Genomic DNA, 18,872 nt, shown 5'->3' with positions numbered 1-18,872 from the left:
CGGCAATGGTCGGTTTCTCTTTATCGTTGCCCAGGATCGTTCGCGACATGCCCCGCGAACGTCCCACGCGCGCGAACCGGCAACGCCGTCAGATTTTTCAAGCCTTGCATCATGCGGGGCGGACATGAAAATACTAAAGGATGAGTATTCATGATCGGCAAGACCAGCAAGGGCGCCAACGGCGCCACCACGACAAGGCCTGCGATGAATGGCACATCGGGAACAGATGCCCTCACGCGGGTTGATGTCCCCGGCATTCACTCTGCGGGCCCGACAAACCGGTTAGTGACGACGCACCCGGCCGGCGTCGACCTTGACGCAATCACGCCCGCCCCCACCGTCAGAGCGATACCAACGGCTATCGACTCGCCAGCATTGCCCGTACACCGTGCACTGCAGGATTACTGCATCACGCCCCCGCCGGAATGGGACAGTTCCTCTACCCAGAGCCCGCGAATCATTAAAGGACGCATGTACGTCACCTTGCCCGATAACCAGATCGTGCAGATCGCGATGGACATTGAAACCGGGTTTTACCGGGCCAGACGCCCAAGCGAGCGCGATCCTTCCGGGCCGATACTGCAACCCGATCCCGACGGCAGGTTCTGGCGCGAAGCAGGCAATGTCGAAGCGCTGCCGCTGAGTGACACCCGGCTGGAGGCCTTTCGCAGCGACATCGATTTCACCGGCATCGAACCCGGCAGCGACGGTCTGCACCGTTTTGACGGCAAGCTCTACGCGGTGATCCGCGACCATGCTTATCAGGTCCTGCATGACCTGGATGCTTCTACGCCGACAACCGCGGTACTGCGTATCGTCCGCGCGGAAGACGCCGTGGCCCATGACGCCAACAATATCTATGTGGGTACCCGGCCGGGACGTTCGGAGGCCGTTGTTCTCGATCCGCAGCACGGCTGGGTCGGCACCAGCGTAAAAGGGGCCGGCGGGATGCGGCGCGTAAACCCTGCCCCTCTTCTGCCTGATCGCATGCTCGTTTCGCCTGCCCTGCTGAATAACGGACGAGCCAGGTGGGATGCGGCCAAGGAACGTAGCGAAAAAGCCGAAAAAAAAAGGCTCGAACAGGAGCCGGGAAGCCAAGGTGAAAGAGGCGCACTGGCGTTACTGGAAGGGTACGCTCGCCAAGAACAGGAGCTGCTCACGCCCCTCATCAGCCTTTATGTGAACGAACGTGACGCGATCATCCTGTATGAAAAAGAAAGGTACCTATCCGAACTGCACGAAATGCGGGCGCGCAGCATCGAACTTTGTGAGTACCAGATTTATGCAAGGGAAAGTCGCATGACCATTGAGCGCGCGGGCTTGCACAACCTGCACCAGTTCTACAACGCCGATGCAGAATACCTGTGGAAGAAGCGCGAGCTTCTCGAAACGCGTCAGCAACTGATCAATGACTTCGTCAGACAATCGCGCTCGTCCGCGTTCGAAATCGCTTCACGCAATACATTAGCATTGGATTTGCACGTGGCATCTGCCTGGTGGGTCAGCTTCAAAAGCCGACTGCTGAGCGGCAGACCCGCCGACAGCCAGTCCGCGCTGGCGCAACTGGGGAGCTGGCACGTTGAAACGACTTCGGCTTTCTATGACATCGACAGTATTCCTCAGCAAGCGCGCCTTGCGGTCATCACCGACTTGCTGGATGAGACCGCAGCCATCAGGGCCTCCTACGAAACCCTGGTGCTTGCGCCGGAGTCTTCCGAGGCCGGCGTTCGTCGGCAAATCGTCGAGGTCGTGCAATCTTTTGAAAACGTACTGGAAGAGCGGGCGAGTCGCTATCACCGCGAGTCGCTGACTACGGCGGCGCTGCCGGCGCAGGATCAGGTGATTGATTTCGACTTCGTGCCTGCGCAGGAAGTCTCCGGCCCGGCGCCAACACGCAGGCGTTTGTTTCGCGCCAGACACCATAACGTCTCCAGGATCAGCGTCGGTCATCCACGCCGCACCGCTTCGGGGGAAGAAGTCATTGATGTCACAGACCCCATCAGTAATCAGGTCTGGCAAACGTATGAGCGCCGTGATGGCGAATGGCGCCGACAGACGCCGCCGCGAAACGATGCCTTGCCTACACTGGTGGCATTGGCCAACGAGCGACTGGGCCAATGCGATACACACCTCAATAGCGCCAGACAGGATGAAAAAGCCAAGCGAAACGCCACCAATATCGTCGAATCGCTGGGCGCAAAAGCCGAACAACTGGACGACGTCGCCTCGCAACTGGAGCGCCTGCCGAATGCGCTTGACGACAATATCGTTCCGCTCGTTCGCCAGTTACGTCATGACAGTCAGCGGCTGCGTACTGAGGGCGAGAATATCCGCGTCCGGCTATACAAGGACAAGTCGTTCCTGAGCGCGAACCGAGTGGCGTACCTGCTCGACCAGAATCAAATCCTCGCAGTGAAAACCCATACCCGGCTGGAACGGGGCAAGGGCAGCAACAAACACTATCTCGATATCTACTCGCTCAATGACAGTCTCAGTGGCGAGCCGCTGTGGCACGCGCATTTTCACTACGACAGGAAGGACAGCGCAGCGCTCGATTTCACTGTACAGGGAGGCCACCTGAAAACCCTCGAGCAAAGCGGCTTGGGGCTGGCATCCCAACAAAAGGATCAGCAGGCCGGACGCGTGCACGTGCCGATCTGGCGTGAAGCACTCGACAGCAGGACGGCGCAGAGAATTTTTGATATCGCGCGGTGATCGCTCGACTGTCGCGGCAAACGAACAACATACAACCGTTCAACATCAGTCGTTGCAGCCGCGCTATTGATACAACAATCACTCAAGGATGAGTACACATGAAAGGCAAAACTCCCACAGGCACATCGGCTATTACTCCACCGCGACAACCCGCCATACACTCTGACTGGACTGAGACGCCCTCGCGCATCGATGTATCGCCACTTCCCCATCTGCGCGAATCCAACATCGCCGCAAGCACAACGGCTACCAACGTCAACGTTCAGGCAGGCCCCTCAACTACGCCGCTCACCGTCACCCCGCTGCCCCCCTCAGCGCTAGCCGCGATGGTCACAAGCGCATCACGACTCTCAGTGGCAGATTTCCATGTCACGCTCCCGGATAACCTTCAGGCCACCATTGACAGTCAGGGCGTACGAACGATCAAAGGGCGCAAGTTCGTCAACTTGCCGGATGGCAAGACGGTGGAAATCGCCAGTGATCCGGACACCGGCCTCTACCGTGCCAGATGGCCGACCCAGCGTGAGCCTGGGCCGGTGCTGGTGCCCGATCCTGGCGGCGAGTACTGGTGGTCACCCTCAGATGTCCTGACAGACGCCCGTCTCGAAAGCTATCGCACGCAAATAAATCTGGAGGGTGTGCAACCTTACATCAACGGCGTGTACCCGCTCGACGGCAACACTTACATCATTATTCGCAAGAAAGTTTATCGGGTGATGTGGGATCAGCATGGGGCCCAAATGATGCACATCGTGCATCAGAGAACCGCAAATGACGTGGACAACCATGCTTTTTTTCAGCCCGAACTGATCGCTCAGGGGGAGCCGGTGATTTTCGATGCGCGACTCGGCTGGATTGACGCCGGGATCCGACGCGGCGACAACGAAGTTCTTTCCCTTCCTTCCCCGGAGCGTCGCCTGCGCGAACTGTTTCCCACCATCGAGGATGACCTGGTGCGCCTGACGATCGAGTCGCTGGGTGTTGACCTACCGCGCAAACTGACTCAGTTCGAAGTGGGTCTGAGCAGGCTGCAATTGCGATTGAACCGATGGCAGGAAATCGCCAACGCCACGCCGGGTATGCCAGCCTCGAACAATGCCATCGAAACTGCCAGTCAGCGCCTGCTGAGCATCTGGCGCAGGACAGGGCCGCTGCATCTGGATGCAAACGGAACCCCCTTGGGCATGGAGCTCAATCTCAGTGGTCTGGGAATTACCAATCTGCCGTCGCTGGACGGGATTGAATTCAGCCATGTCACTTCACTGAAGTTGCGCAGTAATAATCTGGATCGAAACATCAATCTGTCCGCCTTCAAAAATGTGCTCGACCTGGACCTGTGGGGTAACAAAATCGAAGGTTCGATTCACCAGCTGAGCGCAATGCAGCATTTGACTCACCTTAATCTCGACTACAACCCGTCACCCATAAATCCAGGTGAGCGGCTGGTTTCCAACACACTGCAAGTGCTGAGTCTGAACAACTGCGCGATTGCTGACGCTCCAGACTTCAGCGGCCTGCCAAATCTTCGCAGGCTGGAAATGACCTACACGAATCTTGCGCGATGGCCAGCCAGCCTTGATCAACTGCCACTGCTTGAAAGGGTGGATCTGAGATACAACGCCCTCAGCGAATTGCCCGACGCCCTGATTGCACCAGCATTCGAGCATCTGGCGAATACGCGACTGAGCAACATCGTCAATGTGGATGGCAACCCGTTTTCTCTGATCACGCTCGAGCGCGCCAGCCTTTATCGTCTGCGCCTTCTGGCCAGCGGATTGTCGCTGTCCAATCCGGAGAACCTGTTAAGCACCATGAGATGGCTGGAGCCACTGCCGGTTCGACTTCCGGCACACAGCGACTATGGCAGCGGCGCGGCATCTGCTCTGCTGGTTCGGGTACGCGAGTTGTATCCCACGATGGGAAATAATGCCGATGCGTTTCTTCAGTCCATGGGCGTGGATGCTCCCAACGTCCTGACACGGCTGGAATATGAGTTCGAGGTGCTTAAAACCCAGCTCAACGCATGGTCCAAAGGACAATTCAATATTGCCTCACAAAAAATCTTGAAATGCTGGCGGCGGGAGGGGCGAATGCTGCTTGGGGCAGGGGGAGAGCATTTAGGCCTGAAATTGAATCTGACCAGTTTGAATCTGGAGAACATGCCGAGCCTGGATGCTGATTTCAGTTTCGTCGCCTCGCTCAACTTGAAACGTGCCCGCTTGCATCACAATCCTGACGGTTTCCTGGGGCGATTCCCGAATTTGCACGAGCTCGATATCTCGCAGAACCAGCTGCGCAGCGTGCCTTCGGCATTGGCGAAGATGCAGCATCTGACACGCTTGAACATGAGCGACAACTATCTGGGGCCTGACGCAGCGCAACTGATCCAGGACCTGGGGCCAAGGACGTCCCTGCGGGAGCTGAACCTGAGCAGGAACAGGTTCGTGCACACGCTTGATTTGAGCTTGTTGCCAGCGTTGCGAAAACTGAATATTTCCCGTACGGAAATTGATTCCTGGCCGCCCGGACTGGAGAGAATGCCGGCACTGGAGGAGGTCAACCTGTCACATAACGGGTTCAAAGACCTTCCCCTGTTCCTGCTTGCGCCTGGTGATCAGGATCTCGCCGGGTTTGTCCGTCTCTATGACAGCCTCGACATCACCGGCAACCCGTTGTCGTCCGACACTCAATCCAACTTAAGGCTACTCGCAAGCAGGCTTCAAGCCGCTGGCATAACACTGCAACGGCCGCGAAACCTGCTGACCGCCGTCAACCCTGAGAATCAGGAGTTGCCTGTCAGCTTCCTCCCCACCCGCCCCGCACAGCCCAGCGTCCTGACGCCTGCTCGACGCGTCCAGGAAATTTTCCCTTCCTACAATGAACAGTCGATCAATCACCTGATCCAGTCGCTGGAGCCCGACGTTCCAGGAAGGTTGGCTGCGCTGGAACACGAGCTCAATACGCTGAAATCCCAGCTGCAGGACTGGGGCGGGAACAATAAAAAACCAGCATCGGAGCGCATCTTGAGCTGCTGGCGGCGTGAAGGTATTACGCAATCGACATCGGCCACGCCGGATGGAGCATTCCTTGACCTGACCCTGGACTTGAGCGGTCTCAACGTGGAGGTGCTGCCAAATCTTGATGCCGACTTCAGCCATGTCGGTTCACTGCTGATGAAAAACGAGGGACTGTACAGTCCTCCCGAAGGCTTCTTGAGCCGATTTACCAACCTGCGCACACTTGATCTGACGAACTCGTACCTCACCGAACTACCTCAAGCATTGCGCAACATGAACCATCTGACACGTCTGATTCTCAACGGCAACAGCATCGCGTTGACTGATGCGACAGCGCGAATCCTGTCGCAACGCACAACCCTTCAGGTGTTGGAGATGAATAATAATCCACTGCAGTGGTTGCCGGACCTCAGCCAGATGACCCAATTGCGCGCGTTGGCCCTGTCGCGCACAGGCCTGCGGGACTGGCCACCCGGGCTCGAAGCATTGACTTCGATGCAGAGGATCAATCTCAGCCGCAATAACCTCACCAGTATTCCCGACTATTTGATCAATCCTGCGCAGCAACATCTGGCAGCTTCGGCGCGGCTCACCAACGTGATCAACGTGTCCCATAACCAATTCGACGAAAGTGCCCGGCAGCAGGCGCTGATTTATCAAATGCGCCTTGAAGCAGCCGGAATACGCTTATCCCGGCGTAACCTGCTGCTCACGATTAACGAATAATGAAGAGATCGCCCTGGCAGGAATGATGATTCGATAGCAAGGCGCCTTTTCACTGAGCGAGGCGCAGACCCCGCCAATCAGACCTTTTCCCCGTCATCATTGTGCAGGGAAAAGGTCAGTGCTCAAGGATGAGCAACCCGGTCAATCATGGCGCTCTTTCAATCCGCAACAGAACGCTTGACCTGATCGTAAAACACCGACCCCGGCAATGACGCCGAACGCTGCCCTGCCAGTTGTTTACCGACCCTGGTGCAGCAAGATTCAAGGAAGAAAAACTCAATGCCCATCAAAACACCTCCGCGCAACACTGTCACAGTCGACATCCACACGCGTCCTGTGCAGCCGGACAGTCTGCAGGTGCGACAGCCCGAGCTCCCGCACTCTCTGGATCCGGGTATGTCGAACATCGCAAGACCCCACAACCCCAGGGATTCGGCAAGCACTTCGGGGCGGCCCGACCTCGATGCCATCAGCCCGGTAGTGGTGACGCCCACGCCTGTTTCCGCTGCCTCAGGAACAACTTCCACACCGGTGATCCGAACACTGGAGGACTACCGGATCAGCGTAGCGGTGCATCTGCCGAATGCCGACGCCGAGGGTTTCATCATGTTCAAGGGACGCCGCTACGTTGAAGTGGCCGAGGTCGGCATTATCGCTGTCGCGACGGACGCCACCGGTCAGCACCGTGCCAGATTGCCCAGTGAGCTGGAGCCTTCCGGACCGCTGCTGGTACGCGACTCAATCAGCAGGCTCTGGCATCAAGTCGACGAATCGCCCATCACTTTTGCCCTGAGCGAAAGCAGCTTGCAAGGATTCCGGACACCGCTGGACTTCGCTGATGTCGAACCCGATGTCAACGGACTGCACCGCTTCGACGGCAAGCTTTACGTGGTGATAGACAGCCACACCTACCAGACCCTGCACGACCTTGACGCGTCGACGCCGCTCACCCCGGTGATGCGTATCGTGCGCGCCGCGGATGCGGTGGCTGGCGACGTCGATAACCGCTATGTCGCGACACGCCCAGGCAGATCGCAGCCGATTGTGTTCGACGCCGTAGAGGGCTGGGTTGGCGTCAGTATCCCGGGCGCCGGCGGCATGCGGCGGGCGGGGGATCCCCCGCCACGCACATTGAAAGAGCGTCTCAGCGCCGCCCTCAATCGCTTGAAAAGCCCGGAGTCTCGCGCGCGCAAGTTGTATCCGGCTCTCACCGAGAGGCAAGTCACAGCCCTGCTCACATCACTTGGCGACGATGTTTCAGGAGGATTGGCTCGTCGGGAAGCCGAGTATAAAAATATGGAAAAGGCGTTGAAGGCCTGGTCGCTTGCAAGTAGCCAGGATCTGATAATTCGCTTGAACTCGATCAAGATCAAACAATGCTGGCAGTCCCCCACAACAAAGAAACTTGAGCTTAGAGCTGAAAATTTTACCCTGCCGCTGCTCAAGGCCGACTTCAGCCATGTCCGCACGCTCGAGCTGGACCAGGTCAACTGGTCAGTCGCAACCGAGACATTCCTCAGCAATTTCACCGGCCTGACCCGTTTGACAGTGACACGTTCCACGCTGAAAAAGCTGCCGGACTCCTTGGCGACCCTGCACAACCTGACCGAGTTGAATCTGCGCAACAATCAGCTCCGGCTTGATGAGCAGGCTGCGGTCAGCCTGGGGAAACTCACGAAACTCAAGTCCATTGATCTGTCCGAGAACCCTCTGGGGCGAACCCCGGACTTCAGCGCGATGAGCGATTTGCAGACCCTGAACCTGAGCAAAACCGGTCTTAAACGATGGCCTGAGGGCTTGCAGCATCAGTCGAGGCTCAAACTCGTTGATCTGCGCGGCAACGATCTGCGTGAAGTGCCAAATGCGGTCCTCAACCCGCCAGCGGAGCAGTTGTCCGCTCGCGCCAGGATCAATGGCGTCACGCAACTTGAAGACAACCGCTTTGAAGCGGACCTGTGGCGGTCGCTCGACGCGTTCTGGGTGCGGGTAGCCGCGGATCATCCGGAGCTGGCCGCCCAGGCACTGCCGGGCGCGTTCCGTCTGGACGGCCACATTCCAGAGATCGCCATGGTGCGCCGGATGTACCCCGACAAGGATGTGCAGACTGCCAAGGCCTACTGGAACGCAATGGACGATGCCACGCAAAAGGCGCTGCCCGACCGCATGCAGAAATTCGACCTGATGGCGGCACAATTGGAGCGGTACGTTCAAAGCTCGTCCACGGCCAACGTACAGACCCGCCAATGGGTACAGCAGGTTGCGAGGAGCCTCAAGGAGTGCTGGTTAAACGATTCCTTGACCACGCTGAAGTTGCCGAAAGGACGCGGGCCGCTCCCGGCACTGGAGGCGGATTTCAGCCATGTCCGTTCTCTGGAAATGAACAACATTGCCTGGTCGGACGCTGGCGACCGGTTCCTGTCGAGTTTCACCCACCTGAAAAAACTCTCCATAACTCAAAGCGACCTCGGCAGGCTGCCGGCCAGCGTGGAGCACATGCAGCAGCTCACGCACCTGGATCTGAGTAATAACAGGATCGCTCTCGATGAGCACACCACTAACGTCATCACTGGCCTGCACCAGCTGTCAGACCTCAATCTGTCGGGCAATCCACTGGATGGCATCCCTGACTTCACCGACATGTCCGGGCTTGAGTACCTGCGGCTGCGTAACACGGAAATCGAACACTGGCCGAGTGGATTGCAAAACAAGACAGCACTGAAAGTCGTTGATTTGCGCGATAACCGCTTGAATGGAGTACCGCATGCACTCCTTGAACCGGCGCCTGATCAGTTGCTCGCCATCGGCAAGATCAACAGCGTCATCCAACTCGACGGTAACGACTTCCCCACCGAGTACTGGCGCAAATTCGACGATTTCTGGCAGCGCCTGAACGAAGCCCACCCCGAACTGACACCCGCTGCCGAGGGCGTAATCTTTGATAGTGACGACTCCCCCGCCCAGCGCTATCAACGACTGTATCCAGGCAAGGACATCAATCAGTGCAGAAAATATCTTTGGAGCCTTGAGCGTGATACGGCGGTCACGACACTGCGCAACCTCGAACAGGAGTTCGGAAAACTGAAGCAACAGCTCGACGACTGGGTGTTCTCTGGACGGGGAGCTCGTTCGGCTTACGCTCGGGCGAACCAGGTGGCCCTCAACGCGCAGGCGCGCCCTGAACGTGAGATCGCTGCCGCCAGGATTCTCAGTTGCTGGAGACGGGAAACACCGCAGAAACTGGCCTTTGATCGCACGCCCATCGGGCTTGAGCTGGATCTCAGCGGCCTGTGGCTAGGAAGCCTGCCGGATCTCGACATTGACTTCAGCCATGTCGGTTCACTCAAACTGAGCCACATGAACCTGAGTATTTCGCCGGAGGGCTTTCTGACCCGCTTCCGCCATGTACGCTGGCTCGATCTGTCGCACAACCAACTGCACACACTGCCGCCCGCCATCGGAGAAATGAACGGGCTGACCCGACTTTTTCTGCAGAACAATCAGTTAATGCTGACGGCTGACACCGCCCGGGTCATTTCAGAACGTAGAACGCTACGAGGCCTGGGCCTTCACAATAACCCGCAACTGGGCGTCGTTCCTGACTTCAGTCAGATAACCGACATGCGCTCGCTCAATTTGGCCCATACCGGCATCGACACCTTTCCGAGCGGCATTGCCGATCAGCCACTGCTGGACCACTTCGACTTGAGCTCCAACAGAATCGTGGACATTCCTGACGCGGTCATCGCCCCCACGAACGAACGACTTCTGAACACCGCGCGCGTCAACGACTTTACCAACATTGGCTCGAATCCGCTGTCCGAGGCCACATTGGCGCGGATCGACCTTTACGAGGCCCGTTTGATCGAAGCGCAAGTACCTCTGCGCGAAGCATTCAACCTGGTCGACACTGCACGCGTCCAAGCACCTGTGGCAATGCGCGCACTCACCAATAATTCAATGGCGCGCTGGACCACCGGGATGTCCCCCGACCAGATAAATACCAGGAAAATCCAGTGGCAAACGGTGCGCGAGGAGGAAGGCTCGAACGGCTTTTTCAACATGCTGGAGCTACTTAGAGTCAATAAAGCCGGTCACGCGGATCAACAACGGAGGTTGTGGGCGCTCATCGATTCGATGACCGAGCACTCTGTGGAGTCGAAACGCCTGCGTCGCGAACTCCTGGACCGGGCGGGTGACGCAACCTGTTGTGACCGGGCGGCGTTCACCTTTACCAACCTGGAAACCAAATCGCTGGCCTTCAAGGCGATCGCTCAGGCTACGGATCAAACTCAGGGCCGCAACCTTTCCATGCTCTCTCGGGGACTGTTTCGCTTGCACGAAGTCGACAAGATCGCGTCCGCCGACATCGCACGCAGTGAGGCAATACTCGGCGATCCGGCGACGTCTGAGATCGAAAAACTCGTGCATAGCGAACGTCTGAGAGAGGAAGTGGAGATCAGGCTTGCCTATCGCTATGGTCTAAAGGATCGCCTGCAATTGCCGGCGCAACCCGATCAGGTCTTCTACACCCACATGGCCAAGGTGTCGGAGGGAGCGCTGGAGGCGGCTTATCGAAAAGTGGTGGCACTGGACGACTCGCCCGAAGAATTCCAGGCGCTGTTGTCCGAAGAGTTCTGGCAAGACTACGTGACCAACAAATACCGGGGGCAATTCGAAGACCAACGCCAGCCATTTCAGCTGCGGCAGACAGAACTCGCCGCTGAACACGCAGCCAATAGACTGACGCTTGATGAGTTCAAGGCGCAATCCGAATCGCTGGAAGCAACGAATCGGATCGAGGAAGCGTCGCTCATCGAAACGTTGTCCCGACAGGAACTGGGCATGGTTCCAGTCGGGAATAACGGCGCGGGAGCCGTTGGCGCCGCTGGATAACAGGCTGAAATAGCAGAGCTGGCCGAAGGGTTTTCGGCCAGCCTTTATTCGTCGTCGTCGAAGTTGTAGCTGCCCGGCGCGAGGTTCTCGAAACGGGTGTACTTGCCGATGAACGCCAAGCGGATAAAACCGATCGGGCCGTTCCGCTGCTTGCCGATGATGATTTCGGCGATGCCTTTGTGCTCGGTTTCCGGGTGATACACCTCGTCCCGGTACACGAACATGATGACGTCAGCATCCTGCTCGATCGCTCCGGATTCCCGGAGGTCGGAGTTGATCGGGCGTTTGTTCGGCCGTTGCTCCAGGGAGCGGTTGAGCTGGGACAACGCCACCACCGGGCAATTGAATTCCTTGGCCAGGGCTTTCAAGGAACGCGAGATTTCGGAAATCTCGTTGGTCCGGTTGTCGCCACCGGAACCTGGAATCTGCATCAGTTGCAGGTAGTCGATCATGATCAGGCCGATGTCACCGTGTTCACGCGCCAAGCGCCGCGTGCGCGCTCGCATTTCTGACGGGCTGATGCCGGCCGTGTCATCGATGAACAGCTTGCGATCGTTGAGCAGGTTGACCGCCGAGGTCAGGCGCGGCCAGTCATCATCTTCCAACTGACCGGAACGCACCTTGGTCTGATCGATCCGGCCGAGGGACGAGAGCATACGCATGATCAGCGATTCGCCTGGCATCTCGAGGGAGTACACCAGAACGGCCTTGTCGCTGCGCAGCACAGCGTTTTCCACCAGGTTCATCGCGAAGGTGGTTTTACCCATCGACGGACGGCCAGCAACGATGATCAAGTCAGCCGGCTGCAGGCCGCTGGTCTTCTCATCGAGGTCGGTGTAACCGGTCGACAGGCCGGTAATGGCGTTGTCGGTGTTGAACAGCGTGTCGATACGATCGATGGCCTTGGTCAGCAACTCGTTCACACCCACCGGGCCACCGGTTTTAGGCCGGGCCTCGGCAATGGCGAAGATCTGGCGCTCGGCTTCGTCGAGGATTTCCTCGGCGGTGCGGCCTTCGGGGTTGAAGGCACTGTCGGCGATCTCGGTGCTGATACCGATCAGTTGGCGTAGTGTCGCGCGCTGACGAACGATCTGCGCATAGGCCTTGATGTTGGCGACGGATGGCGTGTTTTTTGCCAGTTCGCCGAGGTAACCGAGGCCGCCAACCTGTGACGTCTGACCTTCCTTGTCCAGTTGTTCGGCAAGGGTCACGACGTCAATCGGGGAGTTCTGATCGGCCAGTTTGGCGATCGCACGGAATATCAGGCGGTGGTCATGTCGATAGAAATCGCCGTCGGAGACTTGATCGAGCACGCGTTCCCAGGCGTTGTTGTCCAGCATCAGACCACCGAGAACAGCCTGTTCGGCTTCGATGGAATGCGGCGGCACCTTCAGGGCAGCGGTTTGCAGATCGTATTGCTCGGGAGCGGAGATATCGTTCATGGCCACTTGAGTTGTTTAGTGAAAACAGGGATTGCAGAAAGACAAAGGGCACGACCTGTAAACAGGATCGTGCCCGATGTTAACCGTCTGACGGACAAGCCGCCAGCCGATCAGGTGTTGCTTAAGCTGCTACCACTACAACGCGTACGGTGGCTTCAACTTCGGCGTGCAGGTGCACGGCTACGTCGAATTCGCCTACGTTGCGGATGGTGCCGTTCGGCAGACGAACTTCGCTCTTCTGCACTTCAACGCCGGAAGCGGTCAGTGCGTCAGCGATGTCGTGAGTACCGATCGAACCGAACAGCTTGCCTTCGTCGCCAGCGGTGGCAGTGATAGTCACTTCCAGCTCGGCCAGTTGGGCAGCACGGCTTTCAGCCGATGCTTTACGGTCTGCGGCAGCTTTTTCCAGCTCGGCACGACGCTCTTCGAACGCAGCAATGTTTGCTGGGGTCGCGGCGGTAGCCTTGCCGTAAGGCAGCAGGTAGTTACGACCGTAACCGGCCTTAACGTTTACTTTGTCACCCAGGTTGCCCAGGTTGGTGACTTTTTCCAGAAGGATCAGTTGCATGTGAAAATCCTCTAACTTTTAACCTTCACCGTTCGCGCTGTCGGTGTCTTTCGACACGTGACGACCGCGAAAATCAATCAGGCTGTCGACAATGGCCAAGACCACCAGCAACGGATAGATCAGCTGCATGAACAGCAACAGCGTGACGTACAACCCCACCAGCCAGAAACCGGCCAGTCGCTTCTGCCCGACCAGCCCATGAATCAAGGCAAGTCCGGCGAACACCAGCGGTACACTGCACAACGGCGTCAACATGGCCATCTGTGCACCGAGATTCGGGCCCAGAAGCATCAACGCCAGCAGCAACATCGCCGGCCCCAGCGGGATCCGGATGGCGCGAAACTCGCGACCAAAACCACCCGGGTTGTACAACAACGCCTGCCAATGACGCCCGACAATCAGGCTCAGCACGCTGACGATCTGCAACAAGGCCGCAATCAGTCCGGTCAGGACTGGCGCAATCAGGGACGCGAAACGCGCTTGCTCATCAACCGACAATTGCTTGTAGGTCTCACCGAGAAGCGCTGGCATGACCTTTATGAGGGCCTGCGCGAGCATCTCGATCTGGGCCGCAAACGCCGCCCCGAGCACCACTGAAAACACCACTCCAACGGCTACGCTGACCAGCAGCGTGCGAACCCAGGACTCACTTGCGCGCAAAACCAACGCAAGCCCCGAAGATCCCAAAAGCACCAGAAGTGCCCGTGGGTCATCGGCATACAACCACCAGATCAACGCTGGCAGCAGCCCCAGTGAAAGAACGCCAAGAGCGTCTTTCAATCCGCGCCGCAGAAGCACAAGGCTCCCGGCGGCAGCACCCAACCAATACAACAACGGCAATGTTGCACATCCGGCCACTACGAGAGTGGCCTGCATACGGCCTCGCATAATGAACTCAGCTAAGGCACGCATGCATTCAATCCTTTGCTACTTGTCGACTGCCCGGTCTCAGCGGCCGTGGCTGTCGGTGTAGGCCAGCAGGGCCAGGAAGCGGGCGCGCTTGATAGCGGTGGCCAGCTGACGCTGATAACGAGCTTTGGTACCGGTGATGCGGCTTGGAACGATTTTGCCGGTCTCGGATACGTAGGCTTTCAGAGTGTTGAGATCTTTGTAATCGATCTCTTTCACTTCTTCAGCTGTGAAGCGGCAGAATTTACGACGACGGAAGAAACGTGCCATTTGATAGGCTCCTTAAAAGGTCCGTGGATTACTCGTCAGCGTTATCGCTGTTGTCGCTGTCATCACTATCAGCGCTATCAGCGCCTTCGTGCTCAGGACGGTCGCGACGCTCACGGCGCTCACTGCGGTTTTCTTCAGCCTTGAGCATCTCGGATTGGCCGGTAACGGCTTCTTCGCGACGGATGACCAGGTTACGGATCACTGCATCGTTGTAGCGGAAGTTGTCTTCCAGCTCGGCCAGGGCCTTGCCAGTGCACTCAACGTTCAGCATCACGTAGTGAGCCTTGTGAACATTGTTGATTGCGTAGGCCAGTTGACGACGGCCCCAATCTTCCAGACGGTGGATTTTGCCGCCGTCTTCTTCGATCAGCTTGGTGTAACGCTCTACCATGCCGCCGACTTGCTCGCTTTGATCCGGGTGGACCAAAAAGATGATTTCGTAATGACGCATGAATGCTCCTTACGGGTTGTAGCCTGCCGCTCAAAAACGGTCAGACAAGGAGTGAATGACACTTATGGACTTGCTGGCGCGGGGCACATGCGTGCCTGCCGTCACAGCAAGGGGCGCAATTGTAGAGAAGGGACTGAAGAGGTGCAAGGCAATTGGTGATTATTTGAACAATCACCGACAGACATCTGTAGTAGCTGCCGAGGGCTGCGATCTTTTGCCTTTGTTTTTTTCAAAACAAGATCAAAAGATCGCAGCCTCGTTTCACTCGACAGCTCCTACAGGTCCTGAACAGGCTTATTTCTTGGCGGAAGCCTTGGCTTTTGCACCGCGCTGACGCTGCGCCTCGAACAGGCACACGCCGGTTGCCACCGAAACGTTGAGGCTGCTGACGCTACCGGCCATCGGCAGGTTCACCAGATAGTCGCAATGCTCACGGGTCAGGCGACGCATGCCCTTGCCTTCGGCACCCATGATCAGGATGGTCGGGCCAGTCAGATCCTGGTCATAGATACTGACCTCGGCCTCGCCCGCCGTGCCGACAACCCACAGACCGCGCTGCTGGAGCTTTTCCAGAGTGCGCGCCAGGTTGGTCACTGCAACCAGCGGAATCACTTCCGCCGCGCCGCAGGCCACTTTACGCACGACAGGTGTCAGGGTGGCTGACTTGTCTTTTGGCACGATGACTGCCAACGCACCGGCAGCATCTGCCGAACGCAGGCAGGCGCCGAGGTTGTGCGGATCGGTCACGCCGTCGAGCACCAGCAACAGTGGCGCACCGTCGGTGCGATCGAGCAATTCGTCGAGCATTGCCTCGCCCCAGACCTGGCTCGGACTGACGTCCGCCACCACGCCCTGGTGTACGCCCTCAACCCAGGCGTCCATCTCACGACGCTCGGCCTGACCCACCTGGACACGATTCTCGTTGGCCAGTTCGATCAAGGTCTGCACGCGCGGATCGTTGCGGCTTTCGGCCAGCCAGATCTGCTTGACGCGCTTGGGGTGGTGACGCAGCAACGCTTCTACCGCGTGAACGCCGTAGATTTTTTCCAACTGACTCATGACTTCGCCTTCGGTTTACGTGCCCCGCCACTTTTGGCTGGAGCCGAACCCGCTTTCGGCGGGCCTTTACGGTGTTTGCTCGGTTTGGCTGGCTTGCCGCCGGTCGCATTCTCAGGCGCCGACCGTCCGGTCTTTCCCCCGGACGCCGCTTTACCACCGTTTTTCGCATCGGCGAGCAAAGCCTGCTTCATTTCACGGCTTTTGCGCAGCTCGGCGTTTTTCGCCACGGCGTCGCTCGGGCGATAGGCTTCACTGGCCTTTTCCTTGGCAGGACGGCGGCCAGCGGTTTTCGCTGGAGCCGGTTCTGCCGCAGTCTTGGCAGCGGGCGCAGCAGTTTCGGCGCCACGCTTCTTGCGACCAATCGGTGCGCTGATGGTTTTTTCGGCCATCTCGAAGTCGATCTTGCGCTCGTCGAGATCGACACGCATGACGCGCACCTCAACGGTGTCGCCAAGACGGAAGCTGCGACCGGTGCGCTCGCCCGCCAGGCGGTGATGCACAGGGTCGAAGTGGTAGTAGTCGCCCGGCAGTGCGGTGACATGGACCAAACCTTCGACATAGATATCAGTCAGCTCGACAAACAAACCAAAACCGGTCACGGCAGTGATCACGCCCGGGAACGATTCGCCCACGCGATCCTTCATGAACTCGCACTTGAGCCAGTTCACTACGTCACGAGTGGCTTCGTCGGCACGGCGCTCGCTCATCGAGCATTGCTCGCCGAGTTGCTCCAGCGCTGCTTCGTCGTACGGATAAATGCGCGCCTTCGGAATAGTCATCGCACCGGCACGGCGAACGTGCGGGGTGTCCTGTTTCGAATGGATCACACTGCGGATCGCGCGGTGCGTGAGCAAGTCCGGGTAACGACGGATCGGCGAAGTGAAGTGGGTATAGGCTTCGTAATTCAGACCGAAGTGGCCTTGGTTATCAGCGCTGTACACCGCCTGACTCAGCGAGCGCAGCATCACGGTCTGGATCAGATGGAAATCCGGACGATCCTTGATGCTGGCCAGCAGTGCCTGGTAATCCTTCGGCGACGGGCCGTCCTTGCCTTTGTGCAGGGACAGACCAAGCTCACCGAGGAATGCGCGCAGTTTCTCCAGACGCTCCGGCGGCGGACCGTTGTGAACGCGATACAACGCGGGTATTTCGTGCTTCTTCAGGAATTCAGCGGTGGCCACGTTGGCCGCCAGCATGCATTCCTCGATCAGCTTGTGCGCGTCGTTACGAACGGTTGGACGGATCTCGGCAATCTTGCGCTCGGTCCCGAAGATGATGCGGGTTTCCTGCGTTTCGAAATCGATCGCGCCGCGTACGTGACGAGCGGCCAGCAAAACCTTGTACAGCGCATAAAGCTGCTTGAGGTGCGGCAGAACGTCGTTGTACTCACCGCGAAGCTGACGCGCCTCGGTAAGTTTCGGCGTTTCCAGCATCGCGCTGACCTTGTTGTAGGTCAGACGAGCGTGGGAATGGATCACCGCTTCATAGAAGCAGTAGTCAGTCATTTCACCGGACTTGGAGATGGTCATCTCGCAAACCATGGCCAGACGATCGACATGCGGGTTCAGCGAGCACAGGCCATTGGACAGTTGCTCAGGCAGCATCGGCACTACACGCTCGGGGAAGTACACCGAGTTGCCACGAACCTGAGATTCATTGTCCAGCGCCGAACCGATCTTCACGTAGCTGGAGACGTCGGCAATGGCCACGTACAACTTCCAGCCGCCGGAGAACAGACGCAACTTGCCAGGCTTGGCTTCGCAGTAGACCGCGTCATCGAAGTCGCGAGCATCTTCACCGTCAATGGTCACGAACGGCAGATGGCGCAGGTCGATGCGCTTCTCTTTGTCTTTCTCTTCGACTTCAGGCTTGAGCTTGGCGGCTTCTTTCAAGACCGCTTCAGGCCAGACGTGCGGGATATCGTAAGCGCGCAAGGCGACATCGATTTCCATGCCCGGCGCCATATAGTTGCCCACGACTTCAACCACATCGCCTTGCGGCTGGAAGCGTGGCGTCGGCCAGTGAGTGATCTTCACTTCGACAAACTGACCGATTTGCGCGTTGGCGTTACGGCCCGGCGTGACCAGCACTTCTTGCTGGATCTTCGGATTGTCCGCGACGACGAAACCAATACCGCCCTCTTCGAAGTAGCGGCCGACGATGGTTTCGTGAGCACGCGAGACCACTTCGACGATCATGCCTTCGCGGCGACCGCGACGGTCGAGGCCGGAAACACGGGCCAGCGCACGGTCACCGTCGAACACCAGGCGCATTTGCGCCGGGCTCATGAACAGGTCGTCGCTGCCGTCGTCCGGCACCAAAAAGCCGAAACCGTCCCGGTGCCCGCTGATGCGGCCCAGGATCAGGTCGAGTTTATCCACCGGCGCATAAGTGCCACGACGGGTGTAAATCAGTTGAGCGTCGCGCTCCATTGCGCGCAGACGGCGGCGCAGGGCTTCGATCTGGTCTTCTGTGGTCAGACCAAACTCTTCGACCAGTTGCTCGCGGGCAGCTGGCGAACCTCGATCAGCGAGGTGCTGAAGGATCAGTTCGCGGCTTGGAATAGGGTTATCATATTTTTCCGCTTCACGAGCGGCCTCGGGATCGAGGGACTGCCAATCGGCCATTAGAGAGTTTTCACCTTGTCTATATGCGGGTTAGTTTGGCATAGGCGCCATCAAACGGGAAATTTCAGACTATAAAGGCCCATCTAGAGCACTGTATCGCCGTTTTAAACTGGTTTTGAACACCGCTGGTAAAAAAAATCAAAAAAATCGGCAGCAGGGGTTTACAGTTAAAAAGGCGCTCCGTATAGTGCGCGC

At 58.0% G+C, this 18,872-nt stretch carries 10 protein-coding genes; 3 read left to right on the top strand and 7 right to left on the bottom strand.

The features are described 5' to 3' along the window. Positions 1-150 precede the first annotated feature (150 nt). The 3 genes from ACA061_RS02650 to ACA061_RS02640 all read left to right on the top strand — a co-directional run bounded on the left by ACA061_RS02650 (position 151) and on the right by ACA061_RS02640 (position 11,351). A complete protein-coding gene (locus ACA061_RS02650) occupies positions 151-2,715 on the top strand; it encodes a hypothetical protein (protein WP_497300504.1) in 2,565 nt (854 codons plus the stop codon). Positions 2,716-2,813: 98 nt separating this feature from the next. Next, positions 2,814-6,458 (top strand): leucine-rich repeat domain-containing protein, encoded by a 3,645-nt coding sequence (locus ACA061_RS02645; protein WP_497300503.1) that lies wholly within the window; start codon positions 2,814-2,816, stop codon positions 6,456-6,458. A gap of 396 nt (positions 6,459-6,854) precedes the next feature. Then, a complete protein-coding gene (locus tag ACA061_RS02640) occupies positions 6,855-11,351 on the top strand; it encodes an NEL-type E3 ubiquitin ligase domain-containing protein (RefSeq protein ID WP_497300502.1) in 4,497 nt (1,498 codons plus the stop codon). A 44-nt stretch (positions 11,352-11,395) separates the two neighbouring features. Here the strand turns inward: ACA061_RS02640 and dnaB are convergent, their stop codons facing one another. The 7 genes from dnaB to rnr all read right to left on the bottom strand — a co-directional run bounded on the left by dnaB (position 11,396) and on the right by rnr (position 18,677). Further along, a complete protein-coding gene (gene dnaB, locus ACA061_RS02635) occupies positions 11,396-12,793 on the bottom strand; it encodes a replicative DNA helicase (RefSeq protein ID WP_042557399.1) in 1,398 nt (465 codons plus the stop codon). A 121-nt stretch (positions 12,794-12,914) separates the two neighbouring features. Beyond that, positions 12,915-13,361: a 50S ribosomal protein L9 gene (gene rplI / locus ACA061_RS02630; protein WP_042557398.1), complete on the bottom strand. Its 447-nt coding sequence runs from the start codon at positions 13,359-13,361 to the stop codon at positions 12,915-12,917. Positions 13,362-13,379: 18 nt separating this feature from the next. After that, a complete protein-coding gene (locus ACA061_RS02625) occupies positions 13,380-14,273 on the bottom strand; it encodes a hypothetical protein (protein ID WP_150594047.1) in 894 nt (297 codons plus the stop codon). 36 nt (positions 14,274-14,309) lie between these two features. Then, positions 14,310-14,540 carry a 30S ribosomal protein S18 gene (gene rpsR, locus ACA061_RS02620; RefSeq protein ID WP_003171373.1) on the bottom strand — a complete coding sequence of 77 codons (231 nt, stop codon included), beginning with the start codon at positions 14,538-14,540 and terminating at the stop codon, positions 14,310-14,312. Positions 14,541-14,568: 28 nt separating this feature from the next. Then, positions 14,569-14,991, bottom strand: coding sequence for a 30S ribosomal protein S6 (rpsF, locus tag ACA061_RS02615; RefSeq protein ID WP_003236224.1), 423 nt, complete (start codon positions 14,989-14,991; stop codon positions 14,569-14,571). Between the two features lie 294 nt (positions 14,992-15,285). Continuing rightward, positions 15,286-16,050 (bottom strand): 23S rRNA (guanosine(2251)-2'-O)-methyltransferase RlmB, encoded by a 765-nt coding sequence (gene rlmB / locus ACA061_RS02610; RefSeq protein WP_150617997.1) that lies wholly within the window; start codon positions 16,048-16,050, stop codon positions 15,286-15,288. Then, complete coding sequence (gene rnr, locus ACA061_RS02605) at positions 16,047-18,677, bottom strand: ribonuclease R (RefSeq protein WP_210554253.1); 2,631 nt, start codon at positions 18,675-18,677, stop codon at positions 16,047-16,049. Before rnr ends, rlmB begins: the two co-directional genes overlap by 4 nt. Between the last annotated feature and the right edge of the window lie 195 nt (positions 18,678-18,872).

Source organism: Pseudomonas sp. LBUM1668, from assembly GCF_059695715.1.
The sequence above is the reverse complement of the archived record's forward strand: the minus strand, read 5'-3'. Positions and strand labels throughout refer to the sequence as shown.